The organism is Kitasatospora sp. NPDC056531 (assembly GCF_042794375.1).
Classification (GTDB): domain Bacteria; phylum Actinomycetota; class Actinomycetes; order Streptomycetales; family Streptomycetaceae; genus Kitasatospora.
In genome coordinates this window covers 81,789-101,766 of sequence record NZ_JBHTTU010000027.1, presented here as the reverse complement: position 1 = coordinate 101,766, position 19,978 = coordinate 81,789, and the positions used below count along the sequence as shown (strand labels likewise).

The following is a 19,978-nucleotide window of genomic DNA, read 5'->3' as shown; positions in this document are numbered from 1 at the left end:
AGTCCAAGCACACCTGCTCGAACTCCTCAGCATCGACGAAACCCGACCCCGCTGGCTGGAAACCCAAAACCCCACCTGCGAAGTCACCGGCTAGCTGGTCAGGTTCGCCTTCTGGAGCGCGTTGGCGCTCTCCGTCTGCGAGATGGTGCCCGCCCTCGGCGCGTGCCGCACGGCCCGATTCGCGGTGGTCAGCAGGGCGAGGGCGAGTAGCCACGCTCCGCAGAGCCAGACCAGCGGCTTGGCCCCTAGCGCGCCGATCAACGCACCGCCTGCCAGCGTGCCGATCGACAGTGCACCCGTGGTGAGCGTCGATACGGCGCTTGTCACGCGGCCTCGCAGCTCATCGGGGGTGATGCTCAGCTGGTGGGTGTTCATCGCCACCGCGTACACAGGAGCCACCAGGGACTCGCCGGCTGCGACTACGGCCAGCAGCAGTGGGTTGGGAGCCAGTGCGTACAACGGGAACATCACCGCCTCTAGCCACAGCATCACCACGGCGATGTGACCGAGCGGGAATCGACGCGTAGCCCGGTTCGACACCAACGCCCCTGCCATCGCACCGACGGCCGCTCCGCTGAAGATGACCCCGATCCACAGCGGCGACGAGCCGAGCTGCTGGGCAAGGGTGATGATCAGCAGATAACCGGCGCCGTAGCGGACCTTGTCAGCGGCCGTCACGAGGGCGAGGAAGCGGACGGCTGGCTCACGCCACAGCCAGCCGACCCCCTCGCGGATCTCCCTAGTGATCCGTGCCCTGGCTCGGATCTCCTGACGTTCCGTCTGGAAGCGGGCGCGCATCATACGGAGAGACGCTGCGGAGACGGCGAAGGACACCGCGTTGACGGCGAACGGCACGACCCACCCGACGGCGTAGAGCGTACCGGCGAGCGGGGCTCCGAGGATGCTCACCGCGCTGCCGGCGGACTGCTGGTAGCCAAGGGCGGTGGGCAGTTGCTGTGCATCGACGACGTTCGGCAGCGCCGCGGTGTTGGCGACCTGGAAGAGCGTCCCTAGGATCCCGGCGAGGACGGCCGTCGCGTACAGCTGGGGCATCGTGAGATGGTCCAGCCAGTCTGCGACGACGACGCCGGCCGTGAGTACGGTCCGGCCGGCCTCGCACCAGATCATGGTGGTCTTGCGGTCCCACCGGTCGACGAGCGCCCCCGCGACGAGCCCGAAGGCGAGGAAGGAGACGGTGCCCAGGCCCAGGACGAACCCGGCCTGGGTGGCTGACCCGGTGAGGGCCAGGACGACCAGCGGCAGGGCCATGAACTGGGCCTGGTCGCCGATGGCGGATATCAGTTGGCTGCTCAGCAGCAGCGAGAAGTCCCGGTTCCGAAGCAAGCTGGAACCACGAAAGGTATTCACTGTTGTTACGCTCCGTAACAGCTCTAGGACACAAGGGTGGCGTCGAGGCTGGTGTCCGAGCTAAGAAACACGGGGCGTTGTAAGCACGGGCGGGACCCTACACACGGCGCGACGGGGACCGCAATCGAATTTGCTGTGACAGGTCGGCGCGCTGACGGACCGTTCAGAACGCGCGGCGCAGGCGGTGGAGACAGATGAGACTGCAAGCCACTTCGAGCAGGCCCTGGTGAAGGTCCGCGCGTCGTTCGTAGCGGATACGGAGCCGTTTGAACTGGTGCAGCCAGGCGAAAGCGCGCTCGACCACCCAAGCACCTTGCCCAGGCCCGAGCCGTGAGCGACGCCGCGTCGGGCGATCGCGGCTTGATGCCGCGCTTCCACAGCAGGCGGCGGTACTTGTCGAAGTCGTAGCCCCGATCCGCGTAGAGCCGACGGGGCTTGCGGCGGGAACGCCCCCTCAGGCCACGAATCGGAGGGATCGCGTCCAGGAGCGGCACGAGTTGAGTGACGTCGTGACGGTTACCACCAGTCAGGGCGACAGCGAGCGGGGTTCCGTGACGGTCGACGATCAGATGATGCTTCGACCCGGGACGGGCGCGGTCAACCGGGGAGGGGCCCACGTGATCCCCCCTTTGAGCGCCCGGACGTGGGACCCGTCCACGGCGCAGTCGTCGAGGTCCAGAAGCTCGGTGCGGCGCAGTGCGGTCAGCAGAGCAGCGTTGAGCCGCGGCCAGACTCCGGCCTCGGTCCAGTCCCGCAGCCGTCGCCAGGCTGTCACCCCGGAACCCGAGGTCTCCGCTGGGACATCGCGCCAGGCGACACCGGTTCGCAGCACGTACAGAATCCCCGCGAGGGCCGCCCGGTCAGGAACACGCAGTCTCCCGGGGTAGCGGTAGCGGCGCTCGGGGGCAGGAGGCAATACAGGAGCCACCCGCGCCCAGAGGTCATCCGGAACAAGATCAGCACGCACATCGGGCAGCCTGCCGACCAAGATCGCCCGACCGCAAGGCCAGCAGCCCAGCTCATTCAGAAACGATCAGCAAGTACAGCAGTCGCAGACTCACGAACCGCGATCACGCCCGTGACGCGACCGCTTGCCAAGCCGCTGCTCAGCCACCGTACGGCAGTAGAGACACCGGTCAGGGACCGGCAGCACCAGCGGGCCCACGTCCTGTGCGGCACCCCCACCGTCACCTGCACCCGCAGCGACGTCCTCAACCCCGGCGGCACCTACCCGCGCATCACCCTGCGGGTCCTCGTCTCCCGCACCGCCACCGGCACGGTCACCAACACCGCCACCGTCAGCGTCAGCGGAGGCGGCAACGGCACCGCTACCATCACCGACCCCACCGCCATCGACCCCCGTCCGGGTCACTGGCACCACTGTGACCACGACGAGCGGCCGCACTGCGACCACCGCACCTGAGGACACCGGCACCCGGCCCACCACGAGGGCGACGACAGCGCGGACCCCAAACCGGGGTCCGCGCTGTCCTGCTGGAGTGGCGGGCCGGCGTCAGTGGCGGGCCGCAGTTGCCGCGCCCACCACGGATCGTCCGGAGCGGACACCAGCGCGGCCACCAGCTCCCGCCTGGTCGGGGCGGGAACGGCGAAGGGGCGGCCCGAGTGCGGGCCGCCCCTTTCCATCGCTGTTATGCCTTCCCGAGCGGCCGAAGCCGCTCCCGGCAAGGCCACGATCAGCCCATGGCCGTACCGTACCGCAACAGCGGGCGCGGGCATGTGACTTATCGTCCGGTGCGGCTGCGGAGCCAGCGGGCCGGCCACCCGCGGCGGCGACCCGGACGTAGCTGGTTCCGCGCGGTCCGGACCGACGTGGGGCAATGTTGATGAGGCTCATTGAGATTCCCCACCCCTCGCTATGGGTACGGACAGACCTGCTCGCCCAACTCCCCCACCCACCACTTGCACGCTGACTCGCGGACAGGCCCGTAAAGGGTTCGCGCGTGCCGCCGTCCGGATGATGAGGTGGCACGGTGACCAATCATGATGAGGCGGCGACTGTCCGACCGTTGACACTGGCCTGGGTGCGCCGGCACCTGGAGGCCGGCGAGCGGATCGTCGGAGCCGAGGCGCTGCACGGCGGCGCCACCGCCGACGTGCGGAGGCTGACCATCGGCATGCGGGACGGAGGCACCCGGCACCTGGTGCTGCGCTCCTTCGTCGACCCGACCCGGCAGGGGCCGGCCGAGGACCTCCTGCACAGAGAGGCCGACGCCCTGACCACGCTCACCGGCACCGGCGTGCCGGCTCCCGGACTCGTCGCCGTCGATCCGACCGCCGCGCACTGCGAGTACCCCTCGCTCCTCATGACCCACCTGCCGGGCCGGACGGTCCTCGACGACGAGGGGCTGGAGACGCGCCTGCCCCTGCTGGCCCGTCAACTCGTGGCGGTCCACGCGGTGCGGCCGGCCGTCCGGCCCCGGGAGTACGTGGCGCTGACGACCGCCGACACGGCCGTGACCCCCGAGGGCGCCGACGCCGCGGTCTGGGCCGCCGCGATCGACGTGATCCGCAAGCCCGCGCCGCGCTACGAAGGGCGGTTCCTGCACCGGGACTTCCAGCCCGCCAACGTGCTGTTCGACCTGCCGCCCGAGGACCCGGCCGGTGCCGCCGGTGCCCGGATCACCGGCGTCGTCGACTGGGCGGCGGCCTCCTGGGGCCCGGCGGACCTCGACGTGGCGCACTGCTCCACCAATCTCGCGCTGCTGCACGGCCCGGTGTGGGGCCTGCGCTTCACCGAGGCGTACCAGGAGGCCGGCGGGATGCTGGCCGTGGCCGCGGACGAGCGGCTGTACTGGCAGGTGCGGGAGCCACTGGCGTTCTCGGAGGAAGTGCAGTGGGTGGCGCAGCCGTGGCGGGAGGCAGGACGGACCGAGCTGACGACACGAGCTGTGGAGGAGCGGCTGGATGCCTATGTCACCTCCCTGATGGACGCGCTGGGCTGAGCCAGGGCGGTCCGGGGCGCGGCCCCGACCTCATCGTTTACCGCTCAACCAAGTGGGGAATCGAGCAGACCCTGGGGAATTTCGGGCATCCCCCTGCCGCACTCGCGACGGCGACACCCCCCTCGACATCGTCACCGGCACGCCCCGACCCCTGCCCGACGGCGACGTGGCGTCGAGCAACTCCTACGGGTTCGGTGGCCACAACGCCGTCCTCACCCTCCGACGCACCGCCTGACCCGCTCGGACGCCTACGCATGGCCCTCCGCGCGCCACAGACACCTCAACCGCCCGGACGTTGTGGAATGCCACCCGTGACCGACCACAGCACACCCGACGCACAGACCTTCGCCCGGATCCTGCGGCTCCTCCACGTCGCCGACCCCGCCATCCCGGCCCACACCTACGAAGCCGCGACCGACCAACACGCCCTGCGCACGGCCAGCCTCGCGGCCGCCGCCTACGGCGCCCTGGCCAGCGAGGCCACACTGGCCGAGATCCAGCTGCTGAACAGCGGCGCGGACCTGGACGAAATCACCGCCAGCCGCGCGACCATACTGCCCGCGATGACCGCCAACCTGCCCACCATCTGGTACTGGCAGGTCTCCCAACTCGCCGGACAGCTGCGCTACCTCCGCGATGCCACCGAGGGCCAGAACCAGCTGATCAACGCCGCCAGCGACACGGCCCGCGCCCTCATGCTGATCCTCCAGGCCGACCTCGACCAGGACTACCAGCCAGCAACGGCAACAAGCGCCCTCACCGAGGCCAACGAGATGCTCGCCCGCGCCCGCACCCAGATCACCAACCCGGACCGCGGATAGACGCCTCCGCCCCCGCGCGTGGCCCACGGCCTGACCCTCAGGCGGGCCAGCGGGCGCGGCCCGTCCGGGCGGACTTACCGCTCGTAGACCACCTCGGGGAAGCACGGCGACGGGCCGTCCAGGAGGTGGTCGTCGTGGCCGCGCAGCCAGCGGTCGAGGAACGACGCGACGTAGGAGCGGGTGGCCAGGACCGCGCGGTCGGGGCGGATGTCGCCGACGTCGCGGGTCAGGTCCTCCCCGCTGATCGCGCCCTGGCGGGCGAGCTGGGGCAGCAGGGACTGGGCGTCGGTGTAGGAGCGGTGGCGGGAGCCGGTGAGGGTCACGTCGGCGTGCCAGCCGGTGCTGTGCTGCCACAGGGCGTCCCAGCCGGGCTGCCGGTGGTAGCTGCCGGAGTCGGGGTTCTGGGTGCCCATGAGCAGGAAGGGCCGGGTCAGGCCGTCCTGGGCGACAGTGGGCAGGTAGACCCCGGTCTTGCCGTCCGGGCCGGGGAAGTGCAGCTGGCCGTCGAGGTTGACGCCGACCTTGAGGCGCGGATCGCCGAGACTGATCAAACTCCGTCGAGACGGGACAGTTCGTGTCCTCTGACAGTTGATCTTGACTATTTGCCAGGTGAGTTTGACCGCCCAGGTTCGGTCCGGATCTCGCTGCGCGGGGAGGAAAGGATAACGGGCCCTTATCCTTCCCTCTTCGGCGGTCCGCCGGGCGGGTGAACCAATGCGCCGGGCCGTCCCCGCACGCCGCCGCGGTCATACCGGCCGACCGACGATGGACGCTATGACGCACCGGACGGTCCCCGGGCCATGAGCACGGCCCCTTCGCCGCGGCCACCTGACTGGGCACACTGCGGGCACGGCGCCGACCCCACTACCGACCCGGTCGGCTGCCGGGGCATCCACGTCCCCGGCCACACCGCCTGCCTGGCCCACCTCGCCGACGCCGACCGCCCCGCCTACTTCGCCGGCCTGGCCCCCGGCGCCCACATCGACCATCGCGGCACCCCCTTCACCGAGGCCCTCCTGACCGGACTTCTCCTAGCCCTCCAGGACCCCACCACAGGACAGCCCCACCTCGGCGGTGCCAGGTTCGGCGGGGCGACGTTCACCGGCGACGCCTGGTTCTCCGGGACGACGTTCACCGGCGGAGCCTGGTTCGGCGAGGCGACATTCAGCGGCGACGCCTGGTTCGACGGAGCGACGTTCACCAGCGACGCCGGATTCGACGGAGCGACATTCACCAGCGGAGCCTGGTTCAGCGGGACGACATTCACCGGCGGAGCCTGGTTCGGCGGGACGACATTCACCGGCGACGCCGGATTCAACGGGGCAACATTCCCGGGCGACGCCCGGTTCGACGGCGCAACGTTCACCAGCGACGCCCGGTTCGACGGAGCGACATTCACCGGCGACGCCGGATTCAACGGGGCGACATTCACCAGCGACGCCCGGTTCGACGGGGCGGTCTTCCGCCGCCCCGGGAGGTTCGAGCGGGCCAGGTTCGAGCAGACGCGGCAATTCGGGCCGCTGCTGGCTCACCGAGGACTGGTGCTGGACGAGGCGCAGTTCATGCAGCCGGTGCGGATCGAGGTGAGCACGATCGGGCTGTCCTGCCGTCGTGCGCGCTTCCCCGGTGGCGTGCAGCTTCGATTGCGGTGGGCCCGTGTCGTACTGGACGACGCCGACTTCCCCGCACCATCGATCCTCACCGGCATCCCCCAGCCGGCCAGTGACCATGGCTGGCTGCTGGCCCAGGAACCGCGCATCGCCGGCGCCTGGCAGCGCCTGTTGGGAGGGGAGATCTCCGAGCGGCCGCAGCTGCTGTCCTTGCGGCGCGCCAACGTCGCGGGCCTGGGGCTGAGCAACATCACCGCCACCGACTGCCTGTTCACCGGCGCGCACAACCTCGACAAGCTGCGCCTGGAAGCCGACGTCGGCTTCACGACCACGTCGGCCCCGCAAGGCAGAGGACCGCGGAGCTGGGATTGGCGGCAGGTGATCGCCGAAGAACGCAGCTGGCGGGCCGCCCGGTCACGTCACCGGGCCACCCGGTTACCTCGCTGGGCCGCTTCTGCGCTCGATCGGGTCTTCCGGTCGTTCCGCTGGGTCACCCCGCGCTGGCCGGAGTGGCTCGACCGGCCGCTGCCCGGGGATCTGAACCCGGGCCAGATCGCCGCTCTGTACCGGGCCCTGCGCAAGGGGCGCGAGGACGCCAAGGACGAGCCCGGCGCCGCCGACTTCTACTACGGCGAAATGGAAATGCGCCGACACGCGCGCCCTGCCGCCGGTAGCCCGGCCGATGGCCGCACCAGCAGGGGACGGGTCGAACGCTGCGTGTTGACGGCGTATTGGCTGGTGTCCGGGTACGGGCTGCGCGCCTGGCCGGCGCTTGCCTGGCTCATCGCCGTGACCGCGGTGTTCGCGCTCGTGTTCCATCTGGTCGGCTTCGCCAGCCCGCCGCAGCCGGTCTCGTACTGGACCAGCCTGCTGTATGCACTCCGCGCCACCCTGTCCCTCACCGACGACGAGGTGAAGCTCACCGCATGGGGCAAGCTGCTACAAGCCGTCCTCCGCCTCACCGGCCCGGTGCTGCTCGGCCTCGCCCTCCTGGCCCTCCGGGGCCGCGTGAAGCGGTGAGGCGTACACGGCTGGCTTTTGACTGCCGGTAGAGGCGTGAAGACCGAGCCCGCTGCCCGTGGAGCTGTCCACTAACACCCGCTGGCCGTCAAGATCGCCCGGCAAACGGCCGAAATCTCGTGTCAGAGGTCACCACAACCCGTGTCCCGACTCAGCAAAGTTTGACGCTTCTCAACGAAGTTTGACCGTGGCCCCGTCAGCGGGCCTGGCAGGCGTCAGTGACTCGGACCAGCTCGGCTTCCTCGGGCTCAGAATCCGGGTGGCGCAAGCCGGTAAGGACTTCCGCAGGGCACGAACCAGTGCGAGGTGTAGTCGGCGGGGATGGTGTACGGGTGCCGTGAATCGGTGAGCACCCGGACGATCAGCTCCGTGGCAGTGCAGTCGAACCGGTCTCCGACATCGTCACCGACACCCATCACGCATACCGGCCAGGCATCGGCGTCAGCCCCGTCGGTGATCCAGCAGAAGAGCATCTCCTGCTCATTGCTGGCCCACGGCAAAGCCCCAGTCTCCGCGTGGAACTGGGTCCAGTCGGCAAGGTCTTCAGGGACGTGCAGGTCGATGTAGCCGTCGTCGAAGGTCCCCTTCCCGAATCGCTCGACGAGACGCTTGTAGTCACCCGGCAACGGGGATCCGAGCCGCTCCTCTACGGACGCCCAGTCGATCTGGAGTGTCTGCTCGGCGCCCCATGCGGTAGCCGTCACGAGCTGCGGCAACCAGTCCGCACCAGCAGATTCTGTAGTCATGCGGCAGAGTCAATCACTCGGGTCTACCGCGGGATCCATACTGCTGGCCGCCCTCGCGGCACACGGTGTCGAAGTCGCGGGCGACACCGTCCATCCAGCCCAGCAGCTGCGCGTAGACGATGCCCGCCGCCCTCGGGCGCTGCCGCGCGCGCCGGGCCAGGACGGCCGCGACACACAACGCCGCCGGTGCGGTCGCCTCGTAGATCTCGTAGCCGTACCGCAGAGGTCCGTCACCCGGTAGCCGTGAGGACGTCCAGGAATCGCGCGTGGTCGACCGAGACCGAGATCCGCGTCCGGGTGCCGGCCGCCGGACGCGCACCCCAGGCGCCGCGCTCGCGGTACACCTCGACCTCGCGGAACGCGCAGACGGACTCGTCGAGCGCCACGGCCGCCGCGAGCGGGTCGTGGAAGGCCTTGCCGGCGCGGCGCTTGGCCAGGTAGACCCCCATGCCCTCCCGCACGAGCGCCATCCCGGGTGTGAGCCGCCGCGCCGACAGGGCGGCGTGCATCGCGCCGTCGTAGACGACGCCGTGGCAGACGTTCTTCGAGACGAGCACCCGCTCACCGACGTGGGGCGATTCCAGCAGCTTCAACGCGGCGTCCGGAGCGCCGTTGAAGTTGAACGTCGGGCAGGTCTCGCGTCCCTCGAACTTGGGGAGCCGGTGTTCGGGCGGGACGACGGAGTCGCCGGCGAAGCCGCCCTGCGCGACCCAGCGGGCGATGCGCACGTCCGGTTTCCGTTCCAGGAGCATGCCGGGATTCTTCAGCGGCGCCCCCGTGAGCAGCGTCGCGTCCCTGCTGGCGAGGGCGTCCCGCAGCAGCTGCCAGGCCTCGGCGTCGGGTTCGCGGGCCGGAACGTTGCCAAGCCACCGGCGGTGGAAGCCCGACACCGGCTTCACGTCGGCGCCGGGCCGGTACGCGCCGACCGGCACGCTCACCCCGAGGCGCCCGAGGAGGTGCTTGACGATGCCGACCTGCTCATCCGATCCGGGCATGACCGTCACGGCCACCAGGCGTGCCCACGGATGGGTCGCGAGGGCACACAGGGTGAAGACGTCGTCGGGGTCGCCGGTCTCCATGTCGAACACGATCGGGATTGCCATGCCCGCGACCGTACCGATCCGACGGAGCGTCACCAACGGAATATCGGCGAGACGAGCGCGTTCGGCCGCCTCCTCTTCGGCGGCGGCGACGTCACGTCTTCATCCGCCTCACTCCGCCTGAAGACCGCCCTGCTCGGGCACTCCAGAGGCGGGCAGACCAGCAAGGTCCACATCGCCGGCGAGCGCGGGTGCCGCCCGCCGGCCTTCGTGCTGACCGCGCCGACAGCCTGCAATTCGTCCCCGCGATGAGGAATCGGCCGCCGCGTCCCGCGACGTCGCGGCGAGCAGCCCGGCGGTGGTGACGGCCCGGCGGACGGCGGGACGACGCTGCCCGATCTTGGTGGCTAATTTCAAGTTCCTTGTTATGACTCCTAGTTGAGATGCTTTGGGGCGGTCTGGGGAGCGGTCTGGGACTTGCTCCTTGGGCCAGGGGTGCAGCGTGGCCACGGTGCAGTGGATCATGAGTGCTGGTGATCTCTCGGGCCTCGTCTTGGATCGGAGCATGTCGTGTCGGTGCAACCGCAGCCCTGGCCCCAGCCTGATCCGCAGATCGCGGCGGCGATCCGGGCGATGTACCAGGGCAAGCGGGAGGCGCCGCTGGCGGTGCAGGTCCGCGACCGGCTCGGCGAGCTGTTCCCGGACGCGGCCTTCGCCGACGCGTTCGGCCGGGCGGGCAAGCCGGGCTGGTCGCCGGGCCGGCTCGCGCTGGTCACTGTCCTGCAGAAGGCTGCGAACCTGACCGACCGGCAGGCGGCGGACGAGGTCCGGGAGAACCTGGCGTGGAAGTACGCCCTGGGTCTGAGCTTGGAGGATCCGGGGTTCGACCACAGTGTGCTGTCGGAGTTCCGCTCCCGCGTCGTCACCCACGAGCTGGAGGAGCGGGCGCTGGACCTGCTGCTGGAGCGTCTGCGCGAGCTGGGCCTGGTGGACGCGGGCGGCGGCCAGCGCACCGACTCCACGCACATCGTGGCCGCGGTGCGGGATCTGAACCGGCTCGAGCTGGCCGGCGAAAGCGTCCGCGCGGCCCTGAACGCGCTGGCCGCCGCCTGTCCCGACTGGGTCGAGCAGGTGCTGGTCGTGGAGGACTGGAGCCGCCGCTACGCGGACCGAATCGACACCTGGCGCCTTCCCACCTCCAAGACCAAGCAGGACGCGCTCGCGCTCGACTACGCCAAGGACGGCTACACCTTGCTGCAAGCGGTGTACGCACACGGCTCCCCGGCATGGCTGCGTGAGCTCCCCGCAGTGCAGAGCCTGCGCATCGTGCTGGTGCAGAACTACACCCGCACCACGGCCGGCAACGGGCACATCCGCGTCAAGCGCCGCGAGCGCGCCGAGGACGGAGGCGACGGGCTGCCGCCCGGCCCGATACGCCTGGCCTCCCCCTACGACACCGACGCCCGCTGGTCGGCCAAACAGGACATGTTCTGGAACGGGTACAAGCTGCACGTCTCGGAGACGTGCCACCCGCAGGCCGACGGCGACCGCCCCGCCCGGCCGAACATCATCACGAACGTGGCCACCACCGCCTCCACCCTCCCGGACTCCAAGGCCCTGGAAGCGATCCATCAGGCGCTCCAGCGCCGTCGGCTCCTGCCCGCGCGGCACTACCTCGACTCCGGCTACCCGAGTGCCGAACTGATCGTGGGATCGGCCAAGACCTACGGCATCGCCCTGATCACTCCGGTCCTGCTCGACACCTCCCGCCAAGCCAAAGCCCAAGAAGGCTTCGCCGCCGACGACTTCACCATCGACTGGGACAATCAGCAGGCCGTCTGCCCAGCCGGGAAGACCAGCGCCACCTGGACACCGAACATCCAAAACGGGGTGCCCAAGACCGTCGTCACCTTCGCCGCCCTCGACTGCATTCCCTGCCCCTTCAAGGAGCAATGCACCAGCTCCCGCAAAAACCGCCGCCAGCTCAGCCTCTACCCCCGCGAACTCACCGAGGCCATCCGCGACGCCCGCAACCGACAGCAGACCGGAACCTGGCAACGCGACTACGCGCTCCGCGCCGGCGTCGAGGGCACCATCCGCCAGGCCACCCACACGACCGGACTACGCCGAGCCCGCTACCGCGGCCTGCCCAAGACCCACCTCGACCACACCACCAGCGCCACCGCCCTCAACCTCATCCGCCTCCACTCCTGGTGGAACGGCCACCCCCTCGACCGAGTCAGCCACAGCCACCTCGCCAGACTCCAACTGTCCATAGCTGCATAGCAGTTGGAATTAGCCACCAAGATCACGCAGACCGCCGGGCCGTCCTCCTGGACGAAGCAAGTGCTCAGGGCCAGACGCACCGTCAACCACCCGTCCGCGACCAGCCGGAGCGCCGCCGCCGTCAGCTCCGGCACGCGCTCCAGCTCTTCCGCGGGCGATGCGTTGCGCCGCCCACCTCGGGCGCGCCCGCCCAGCGCAGCACGGCTGTGATGTGCTGCGCGCTGCCGCGCAGGCTGGTGCCGGTGACAACGCGGCGGACCAGCACCTGCTCGGTGACAGTCAGTTCGTCCCAGTTCTCCATGGCGACCTGCTGGTGGCCGAGATCGAATGGCAAACCGTCAAGGTCTCCAGTCAGAGGTCAACAAGGACACCATCCTCTGACAACTGATCTTGATCGTTTGCCAAGAGATCTTGACGGGCCGACACCAGGACCTGTCTGACACTTCCCGCCGGGCGGCGCGGCGCATCCCCCAGGCTTCGGCCGGGGGACCCCCACGGACGCACCGGCGAAACGCCCAAGTAGGGCCCAGTACGAAGCCGATTCGCCGGCACGCCCAGCCGGGCGCCATGGGGGGCACCTCCCGGCCGAAGGCTGAGGGGGCCGCGCGCTGATCCAAGGCGAATTGTCAGACAGGCCCTGGCGGGTTCAGCTCCAGCGGACCAGGTTGTCGACGTAGACCGCGGAGCGGCCGCTCGCACCCGTGGCGGGGGTGAACCGGACGCCGATCTCCCGGATGTGGGCGAGGTCCCCGACCTGGGTGAGGTCGAGCAGCAACGGCAGACCGTCGGGACCGACCGTGGCGGCGGGGCTGTCGTAGCGGGTCCAGGTGGCCGGGTCGTCGGCGGTACCGGTCCGCACGAAGAGGCTGGCGGTGGTGCCGGCCCCCTGGTCGCCCCAGGGAGCCGTGCCGGCATCCACGGTCAGCGCGGTGGCGCCGGTCAGGTCCGCGGGGGCGAGCCGGCTGAGGGTGACCGGGCCGCCCGCGAGGTCGACGTCCGCCTTGAGCGAGCGGAGACCCTCACCCGCGCCTTCCCCGGGCACCGACCAGGGCCCGGCCAGCAGGGCCGTGCCGCTACCGGTCCAGCCCTCGGTGCTGCTCTCGAAGCCGTCGAGCAGGCCGCTGAGCCGGACGTCGTCGAGATAGACGGCGGACTGGCCGCTGGCACCGGGCGCCGGGTCGAACTCGACGCCGATCTCCCGAACATGGGCCCGGTCGGCGACCTTGGTCAGGTCCAGGGTGAGCCGGATCCCCTTGGCGTTGGCGGCGGTCGCGCCGCAGTCGATCCAGGCCCAGGACGAGGAGTCGGCGCTCGCGCCGGTCCGGACGTACAGCTTGGCCGTGCTGCCGCCGGCCTGGTTGCCCCAGGGTGCGGTACGGGCGGTAACGCTCAGTGTGGTGTCGCCGCTGAGGTCGAGCGGGCCGACCCGGTTGAGGAAGGCGGGCTTGCCGGCCAGGTCGACGTCCGCCTTGAGCGAGCCGCTGCCGTGCGAGGCCCACTCGGTGACCTGCCACGGGCCGTGCAGCACCTGGTAGCCGGTCCAGCCCTGGGTTCCGCTCTCGAAGTCCTGGTAGACCACCGACGGCGCCTCGACCTTCGGCGCCGCGAGGTCGACCCTGCCACGGTCGACTACCCACGGGTCGTTCATCAGTTGGCTGCCGTTGACGTTGTTCGCCGGGCTCCACTCGCCGTTCCAGGCCAGGAAGTAGGACGTACGCGGGAACTGCTCGTGCAGCGCCGCGACCCAACTGCCGTAGTCGAACGTGCCGTTCATCCCCGAGGGCGGTCCGATCTCGGTGAAGGCGAACGGTTTGCCGAGCGAGGTCATCCGGTCGTAGCCGGTGATGGTGCCGGGGGTCGGGCTGTAGCAGTCCAGGCCGACGACGTCGGTGTACGCGTGCCCGGCGTAGTACGCCGTCGGGTCGGTCTGGCCGCAGCCGGGGGCGTAGACCCAGAGCAGGTTGTGCAGGCCCTTGGTAGTGGTCAGGTAGTCGTACGTGCTGCGCCAGAGAGTGACGAAGTCGGCCGGAGACTGGCCGCCCCACCAGAACCAGTTGCCGTTCATCTCGTGGAACGGGCGGAACAGCGCCGGTACCCCGGCGTCGCTCAGCGTCTGCAACCCGGCGGCCACCTTGTCGAGCTCGGCCCGCCAGGCCTGGCCGACGGCCGTGCCCGGGTCCTGGAGCTGCTGGAAGGTGGCGGCCGGTAGCGGGGTGCGCCACGCGGCGCCGGCGACCGGGTTGTAGAGGTGGACGCTGACCGACACCAGGCCGCCCGCGTTCCAGTGGTCGATCAGCGCCGAGTCGCAGCTCGAACCGACCTCGGTGGGCGAGGGGTTGGCGTCTGAGGTCCAGCCGCCGGCGTAGTCGCACGCCAGCACGGTGGGGAACTGGCCGGTCCGGTTGTACAGGTCGGTCACCTGCTGGTACTGCGTTGCGAAGTCCTTGCCGGACTGCGGGGTGTCGGTACCGCTGTACCCGGCGAAGAAGCCCGAGGCGACCTTGTGCCGCAGCCCCCGGTCGGGCAACCGGGTGAGCCAGTCCAGGACGGCCTGGGCCTGCGGGGTGGCGTTCGGGTCGGCGGTCGCCGTGCTGGTGGCGGCCGTGGCCGTGGCTGGCCCTGTGGTGACCGCGCCGAGGACAGCGGCGGCCGCCACCCCCAGCGCGGCGAGTCGATGACGCAGTCTGCCCCTCACCTGGTACCCCCTGCTGGCGTGCGGGGGCCCGACCCCCGTCCGAACAAGCATCCTAGAGCGCCAGGTCCGCCGGCCAGTGCGTGACTGTCCCGGTGATCTGTGCCAGCGCCTCGGGTGCCGGCAGCGGCTCCGAGGCGGGCACCGCGAAGACATGGTCCGTCGCCGGCACCTCTGCCAGCCGCCAGCCCGTCGGCAGCGCAGGGAACCCCTCAGCTTGATGTTTAACCTCGTACCCATGAGGGTCGGGCCTGTCAATGGCAGGCTGAGATGCCCGGGGCTTGGTACCCCCCTGCTGGCGTGCCGGGACACAAGTGGTAAGCGGGGCACCCAATTCACCCCGGCCATGGCCGGGGCAGGGCGCCCGGTGTGTACGGCCGCCCGCCCGAACGGCCTCGCCGTACGGACACCCGGGCCCACGGGGGTGTCCGTGCCGGTGGAGGTACTGCAGAGGTAGTGCCGGGCCGGTTCTCCCGGGCCGGCGAGGCCTTCGCCGCTTCGTCCGGCTGGTGGTGGTCGGCGGCCTGGTCGCCGTCGACCGGATCAGGCGCAGGGGCGAGGTGGTGGTAATCGGCGGCCTTCCGTCAGCAGGAAGCCGGAACGGGCACAATGGCCAGCCCGGCACCCGGGCGAGCGCGCGGACGCCGCTGGCGCCCTGCACACCGCACCCTTGTCCGCGGTCTGACCGCACCCTCTTGTCCCACCCCTTGACCAGGCACCTTGTCCCGCCCGATTCGCCCCGGCCAGGGATCTTGTCCTCCCGGTTTGTCCGTGACTGGGATCACCCAGCGCTGCGGGGAAGCACCCAGCCGGGCGGGACGCTGCCGAGGTCCCGTTCGAGGGCCAGGCGCAGCAGGGTGAGGGCGTCGTTGGGGTTGGTGGAGAGCAGGGCGAGGTTGTCGGCGGCATCCGCAACGGGGGGCTGTTGATGAGGGCGATCCAGGAGCCGTCGTTGTCGTAGACCTCGGTCCAGCCAGTCAGGCGGCCGCGCTGTTCGAGGGCCTGGACGTTCGGGGCGGTCGGCCAGGTGAGGTGGACCAGGCCGTCGCCGAGGGCGTAGGAGCGGACTGGTGCGCCCAGTCCCCGGTCGGTGGGCACAGTGCGGCCGGTGGCCGGGCTCAGGGTCAGGGTCTGCACCCGGGGTGTGCGCTCGCGCTCGGCGTGGGAGCGCAGCAGTGCGTCCAGGGCGTCGCCGGTGGAGCGGTGGGTACGGGTCGGTGCACGCGGCACGGCGCAGCGCCTCGAAGGCCTCCGCCCGCTGATCGGTCGGCTCGGCCGGAGCGGGCACGGCGGCGCCGGTGCGGATTTCGGCCCGGTCCGTGGTGGCGGGTGCGCCCGGGATAGGCGCGGCGCCACCAGTGCACCGTGCGGTCGGCGCTCTCCTCGCCGGAGCGGGCCGGGTCGTTGTCGCGGACCTTGACGCGGAACAGCTCGCGGTAGGCGGTGAACTTCGCCGCCACCCGGCCCGGGGCCATGGTCGAGCGGTCGACCTCCACCGTCAACACCGGCACGCCGATCTCCGCCGCCTGCCACACACCGTCCGAACGCACCTTGCGCTTCCCGCCCGGCAGCAGGAACTCCGTCTCGGTCGACCAGGAGCACACGGAGCCCACACCGCCCGCGGCCCCGGGCGCAGTGCCGCCGAGGACGAACGCGGCGATCGTCTCGTTGACCGCCATCGCGTGCTGCGCACCGGAACGGCCGGCGCCCCGGGCTGTTCCGCCCATCTCAGAGCGGACCATCCCAAGCACCTGCCCGGCCGCGCCCTCGAGCCGCCCCGTCTTGTGCCGGTCCTTCGTGTTGCCGTCGGAGGCGACCAGGCCGTGCAGCGCGAGATCGCGCAACGCCTGCCGGATCACGGCGTTCGACGCCGCCCCCGGGGCGCAGCAGCCGCTGGAGCTGATCGGCGGTGGCGATGGCAGGATGACGGGATGGTGACGAATCAGCCGTGGGCGGGGTTTCACGGTGACCTGCTGGCGGCGAAGGCATTGGTGTACGACCCGAGCTGTGTCGTCTGTTCGCTGCCGGTGGCCGAACCGGAGGGCGCCGAGTACGCGGCTTGCGGGTTCACGGTCGATGGCCGCTCGGTCCGGTTCCGCGTGGCCAAAACCACCCCGACGAAGGTGGGCCAGTTCGTCACCGTGTGGCAGCGGTCCAAAGAGGGGCCGATCCGGCCTTTCGACGCCGACGACGGGGTGGATCTCTTCGTCATCGGCAGCCGCGACGACAACGGCTTCGGGCAGTTCGTGTTCCCGCGCGAGGTGCTGTGCGAGCGCGACATCGTCTCCCGCAACGGCACCGGCGGGAAACGAGGGTTCCGTGTCTACCCTCCGTGGGTGACCACGACGAACCGGCAGGCCCGCAGCACGCAGGCATGGCAGGTGAACTACTTCTTCCACATCGGCAAGGACGGGCCTACCGACATGACACGCGCCCACGCCCTCTACCACCCATAGGTGGCCCCTTCGGTCCCAACGTCGGCCTGCTGGTCGAACGGGTCGTTCGGGAGCAGCCGGGCACGCCCTCGACCTCGACCGCGGGGAACTCGGCTGGCTCGCGCGCGATCGCGAACGACCAGGTCCCGCCCGAGGCGTCGATACCGGGAGTGTCGATCACGCGAGGCAGCATGCCGCCCCGGAAACCCGCCGCCCACGCAGGGAGCGGGAACTGGTAGCTGCTCTGGTGTCCGCTCCGGATGATCCGTGGTGGGAGGCCCGGGTGCTGAATTCGAGGCTGTGCCCGGTGAAGGAGCGCGGCGCGTGAGCCGCTCGTACCCGGCTCATCCCCGAGCGGGCGGGCGTTCGCCGCCTCCCTCGCCACCACCGTGCTGCTCGTCCTCGCCACACTCCCACGCGAACTCCTCGCCGCCCTGCGGCCGGCCAGCCGCCTGCGCTTGCTGGTCGTAGCAGCAGCTGCGGGCGTCTCGGCGGGTACCTGGCGCTGCCTACGCGGAGTGCACGCCCACCGCGCCGTCGGGGAGAGCACCGACAACGGCGAGCAACTGCTCTCGGCAGCCTGACCAACCGCCAACTGGCCCAACAAACATGGCCGGGGCGGCGCACACTGTGCGCCGCCCCGGCCATCGTGGTAGCGGGGACAGGATTTGAACCTGCGACCTCTGGGTTATGAGCCCAGCGAGCTACCGAGCTGCTCCACCCCGCGTCGGTGAGATCACCCTAAGCGACAACCTCGCCAACACGAAATCGGTTTTCCCGGCGATCCAGACCCCGCACCCCGGCCCGCCCACCCGCGGCCGGCGCCGGCTGAGTGCCGAAGAAGGAAATTCACCAGCCGCTGCCCTGCACTGACGCGGGACTCGCCAGGGCGGTCCGGGCCGGGGCGGGCACGCTCACCAGCGCCCCGGAGGCGGAACCCACCACCCCGGCGAGCGCTCGCCGCGCAGCGTCACGACCTGGTCGGCGAGTTCGCACAGGTTGTCCTGGGCGAAGGCGTAGCCGTAGCCGTAGCCGCACCCGAGGCCGCCGTAGTCGTGCGCCAGGATGTGCGGGATGCCGTACTCGGTTCGGCGGATCTTCGCGCTGTAGCCGTCGCCGCCCGCCGTCGGACCGTCGGCGTCCGCCGCGGAGGCGCCCGCCGGCAGCAGCCCCGTGGTGACCGGGGCCAGGCACATCGCAGCCACCCCGGAGACCAACCGCTTGATCTTCGAGTGTTGCTGACGTGTCGTGAGTCGCTTGGCGTGAACCATGGGACCACCGTGCCGTGGCGGCATCCTCCCGGCATCGGCCCGGCGGCGAAACCTCGCGCGCGACGTCAGCCCGTGGGCTTACGCCCCCGGGCCAATCCGGCACCCGTCACCCCGCCGCTCGCCGAGGCCTCCCCGAAGCGCCCGCAGGAGGGCGCGGCGCGAACGTCTGCGCGGCTTTCGCACGCGAAGCCGTTGACCAGTGCGCCCCCCGGCAGCCTCACCGAGTCGCGCAGTTGTGCGGCGATCGACATGGCCTGAAGGTGACGGACCTCGCTGACGACACGGCCGGCTCCGACACCAGCGTGGCGAGCAGCTCGTGCCAGGTCGGTTGCGGAAACTCCTACGTCGGACTCAGTGCTCGGTGGCGGCGTACAGGCCACGGCCGACCCGCTGTGCGCGGGAGGCCTTGACGAGTCGCTCCAGTGCGGTGCGCACGGCGTTGAGGGCGTTCGGGGTGTCCTCGCGTCCCAGGGCCAGGGCGACGTCGCGGGCCCGAACCGGTTCACCCGCCGTGGCCAGGAAGTTCGCGATGGCGTCCGTCGCGCGGGGTGCCCGCGGGGCTGCGGCGGCCTGCGGGGCCGGCTTCGCCTTGCCGGTCCTCCTCGCCCGGGTGGGCTTGTCCGCCTCGGCTCGCTTCCTGCCGGTGACCGGACGCGCCTTGGCCGCGCCACGGGTTCGGGCGCGTGGCACCTTGGCCGCGAGCTGCTCGGCCGGCACGGGGTGCGGCTCCTCGACAGCCTCGGCCGGGGCGGCCGGCGCCGGCTGGAGCACGGGCGCCGCCGCGAGCGAGCGCAGACTGTCCAAAGCGGCCCGCACCGCCTCCAGACGTCCGGTGACAGCACTCAACTCGCTCTCCAGACGCGTCTGCTGCTCCTGGAGCGCGGGAAGTTCGCGCTCCAGCAGGGCAATGGTGGACTCGACGCCGTCACACGTCTCGAATGTGGTGGTCATACCTACCTCGCTCATGGTTTCCGGTCCGACCGCAGCAGGTGCGGTGGCACCCGACACCCGCTGACTTTACGGCTTGAACCTGCCGTGGTTGGACGGAATCGGCAGGTCACAACCCAAAGGAGGTCAGCAGTGTCGAGACGATCCCGCCCGTTCCCGCCATCGCCGTGGCTCGGCGGCCCGGCAGGTCCTCGGCCCGCAGGTCGGCGGCCAGGATCCGTCCGCGCGCGTCGAGCAGGAGCAGCCCGCCCGCCGGCCCCGCGAACGCCCGGGTCAGCAGCCGCTGCTCGCTCCCCGGACCACCGAAACCGGGTACCGGGCCGTGCGGCACCGCATCGCCTCCGGGCCCGGCTACAGCCGCTGCTCCGGGCTGGAGGTGGCCCGTGCCCCGATGCCGCCGGTCACCAGCGCGTACGCATGGGCCAGCTCCACCAGAGCACGGTGGTGCTGCCCGCTGTACCGGTCCAGGGCGCGGGTCTCCGCGCTGATCGCCCTCAGCAGCTCGGTGCGCGCTTCGACCTCCACCGAAATCTCTGGGGCCGAAGACTCGTTCGACGCCATCACGCCTCCTTGCGCAGTCCACCCGGCGGCTCGATGCCAGTCGTCGAAGCCGCCCCGACGATTCCATACTGCTCTCGGCGAGGGAAAATGCGTGCGTCGCATTCGTCGGGTCTATGCGGTCTTCGGCTCTGGCACACATCCGGTGGTAGCGGAGCGTCACACTGTCTGCGGCAGAGCTGAAAGTGAGAACTCTGCAGTTCAACGGCCCGAGTGGCCT

Annotated in this window: 18 protein-coding genes, 1 tRNA gene and 1 pseudogene; 7 read left to right on the top strand and 13 right to left on the bottom strand. The window is 70.7% G+C overall.

The annotated features are described in order from the left end of the window. Positions 1-90 precede the first annotated feature (90 nt). Positions 91-1,344, bottom strand: coding sequence for an MFS transporter (locus ACFQ87_RS22835; protein ID WP_380612643.1), 1,254 nt, complete (start codon positions 1,342-1,344; stop codon positions 91-93). A gap of 187 nt (positions 1,345-1,531) precedes the next feature. Further along, positions 1,532-2,335 (bottom strand): annotated as a pseudogene (locus ACFQ87_RS22830) (IS5 family transposase). Positions 2,336-2,446: 111 nt separating this feature from the next. Here ACFQ87_RS22830 and ACFQ87_RS22825 point away from each other — a divergent pair. The 3 genes from ACFQ87_RS22825 to ACFQ87_RS22815 all read left to right on the top strand — a co-directional run bounded on the left by ACFQ87_RS22825 (position 2,447) and on the right by ACFQ87_RS22815 (position 5,152). Beyond that, complete coding sequence (locus ACFQ87_RS22825) at positions 2,447-2,791, top strand: hypothetical protein (RefSeq protein ID WP_380612642.1); 345 nt, start codon at positions 2,447-2,449, stop codon at positions 2,789-2,791. A gap of 568 nt (positions 2,792-3,359) precedes the next feature. Continuing rightward, entirely contained in the window at positions 3,360-4,331 is a 972-nt protein-coding gene (locus ACFQ87_RS22820; protein WP_380612641.1) for a phosphotransferase family protein, read from the top strand. A gap of 311 nt (positions 4,332-4,642) precedes the next feature. Beyond that, a complete protein-coding gene (locus tag ACFQ87_RS22815; protein WP_380612640.1) occupies positions 4,643-5,152 on the top strand; it encodes a hypothetical protein in 510 nt (169 codons plus the stop codon). A gap of 74 nt (positions 5,153-5,226) precedes the next feature. On the opposite strand, the gene ACFQ87_RS22810 is transcribed toward ACFQ87_RS22815, so the two are convergent. Next, entirely contained in the window at positions 5,227-5,703 is a 477-nt protein-coding gene (locus tag ACFQ87_RS22810; RefSeq protein ID WP_380612639.1) for a hypothetical protein, read from the bottom strand. A gap of 249 nt (positions 5,704-5,952) precedes the next feature. On the opposite strand from ACFQ87_RS22810, the gene ACFQ87_RS22805 reads away from it, so the two are divergent. Beyond that, positions 5,953-7,782 carry a pentapeptide repeat-containing protein gene (locus tag ACFQ87_RS22805; protein WP_380612638.1) on the top strand — a complete coding sequence of 610 codons (1,830 nt, stop codon included), beginning with the start codon at positions 5,953-5,955 and terminating at the stop codon, positions 7,780-7,782. Positions 7,783-8,030: 248 nt separating this feature from the next. Here the strand turns inward: ACFQ87_RS22805 and ACFQ87_RS22800 are convergent, their stop codons facing one another. After that, positions 8,031-8,528 carry an SMI1/KNR4 family protein gene (locus ACFQ87_RS22800; protein WP_380612637.1) on the bottom strand — a complete coding sequence of 166 codons (498 nt, stop codon included), beginning with the start codon at positions 8,526-8,528 and terminating at the stop codon, positions 8,031-8,033. 230 nt (positions 8,529-8,758) lie between these two features. Beyond that, on the bottom strand, positions 8,759-9,631 hold the full coding sequence (locus tag ACFQ87_RS22795; RefSeq protein WP_380612636.1) for a nucleoside hydrolase: 873 nt from the start codon (positions 9,629-9,631) through the stop codon (positions 8,759-8,761). Between the two features lie 507 nt (positions 9,632-10,138). Between ACFQ87_RS22795 and ACFQ87_RS22790 the strand changes: the two genes are divergently transcribed. Continuing rightward, positions 10,139-11,854: an IS1182 family transposase gene (locus ACFQ87_RS22790; RefSeq protein WP_380612635.1), complete on the top strand. Its 1,716-nt coding sequence runs from the start codon at positions 10,139-10,141 to the stop codon at positions 11,852-11,854. 121 nt (positions 11,855-11,975) lie between these two features. Here the strand turns inward: ACFQ87_RS22790 and ACFQ87_RS22785 are convergent, their stop codons facing one another. The 3 genes from ACFQ87_RS22785 to ACFQ87_RS22775 form a co-directional block, all read right to left on the bottom strand. Continuing rightward, positions 11,976-12,188 (bottom strand): hypothetical protein, encoded by a 213-nt coding sequence (locus ACFQ87_RS22785; RefSeq protein WP_380612634.1) that lies wholly within the window; start codon positions 12,186-12,188, stop codon positions 11,976-11,978. 312 nt (positions 12,189-12,500) lie between these two features. After that, entirely contained in the window at positions 12,501-14,549 is a 2,049-nt protein-coding gene (locus tag ACFQ87_RS22780; RefSeq protein ID WP_380612633.1) for a glycosyl hydrolase, read from the bottom strand. 1,121 nt (positions 14,550-15,670) lie between these two features. Next, positions 15,671-16,405 (bottom strand): replication-relaxation family protein, encoded by a 735-nt coding sequence (locus ACFQ87_RS22775; protein ID WP_380612632.1) that lies wholly within the window; start codon positions 16,403-16,405, stop codon positions 15,671-15,673. A 72-nt stretch (positions 16,406-16,477) separates the two neighbouring features. On the opposite strand from ACFQ87_RS22775, the gene ACFQ87_RS22770 reads away from it, so the two are divergent. Both ACFQ87_RS22770 and ACFQ87_RS22765 read left to right on the top strand, forming a co-directional pair. Beyond that, positions 16,478-17,002 (top strand): MepB family protein, encoded by a 525-nt coding sequence (locus ACFQ87_RS22770; RefSeq protein ID WP_380612631.1) that lies wholly within the window; start codon positions 16,478-16,480, stop codon positions 17,000-17,002. A 368-nt stretch (positions 17,003-17,370) separates the two neighbouring features. After that, positions 17,371-17,565 (top strand): hypothetical protein, encoded by a 195-nt coding sequence (locus ACFQ87_RS22765; protein WP_380612630.1) that lies wholly within the window; start codon positions 17,371-17,373, stop codon positions 17,563-17,565. A gap of 66 nt (positions 17,566-17,631) precedes the next feature. Here ACFQ87_RS22765 and ACFQ87_RS22760 read toward each other — a convergent pair. From ACFQ87_RS22760 to ACFQ87_RS22740, 5 genes are all read right to left on the bottom strand, one after another. Beyond that, positions 17,632-17,708: transfer RNA gene (locus ACFQ87_RS22760), tRNA-Met, on the bottom strand. A gap of 187 nt (positions 17,709-17,895) precedes the next feature. After that, positions 17,896-18,252 (bottom strand): penicillin acylase family protein, encoded by a 357-nt coding sequence (locus ACFQ87_RS22755; RefSeq protein ID WP_380612629.1) that lies wholly within the window; start codon positions 18,250-18,252, stop codon positions 17,896-17,898. A 351-nt stretch (positions 18,253-18,603) separates the two neighbouring features. Beyond that, positions 18,604-19,203, bottom strand: coding sequence for a hypothetical protein (locus ACFQ87_RS22750; RefSeq protein WP_380612628.1), 600 nt, complete (start codon positions 19,201-19,203; stop codon positions 18,604-18,606). A gap of 106 nt (positions 19,204-19,309) precedes the next feature. Continuing rightward, on the bottom strand, positions 19,310-19,531 hold the full coding sequence (locus ACFQ87_RS22745) for a hypothetical protein (protein ID WP_380612627.1): 222 nt from the start codon (positions 19,529-19,531) through the stop codon (positions 19,310-19,312). Positions 19,532-19,551: 20 nt separating this feature from the next. Beyond that, on the bottom strand, positions 19,552-19,761 hold the full coding sequence (locus ACFQ87_RS22740; RefSeq protein WP_380612626.1) for a hypothetical protein: 210 nt from the start codon (positions 19,759-19,761) through the stop codon (positions 19,552-19,554). Positions 19,762-19,978 lie beyond the last annotated feature (217 nt).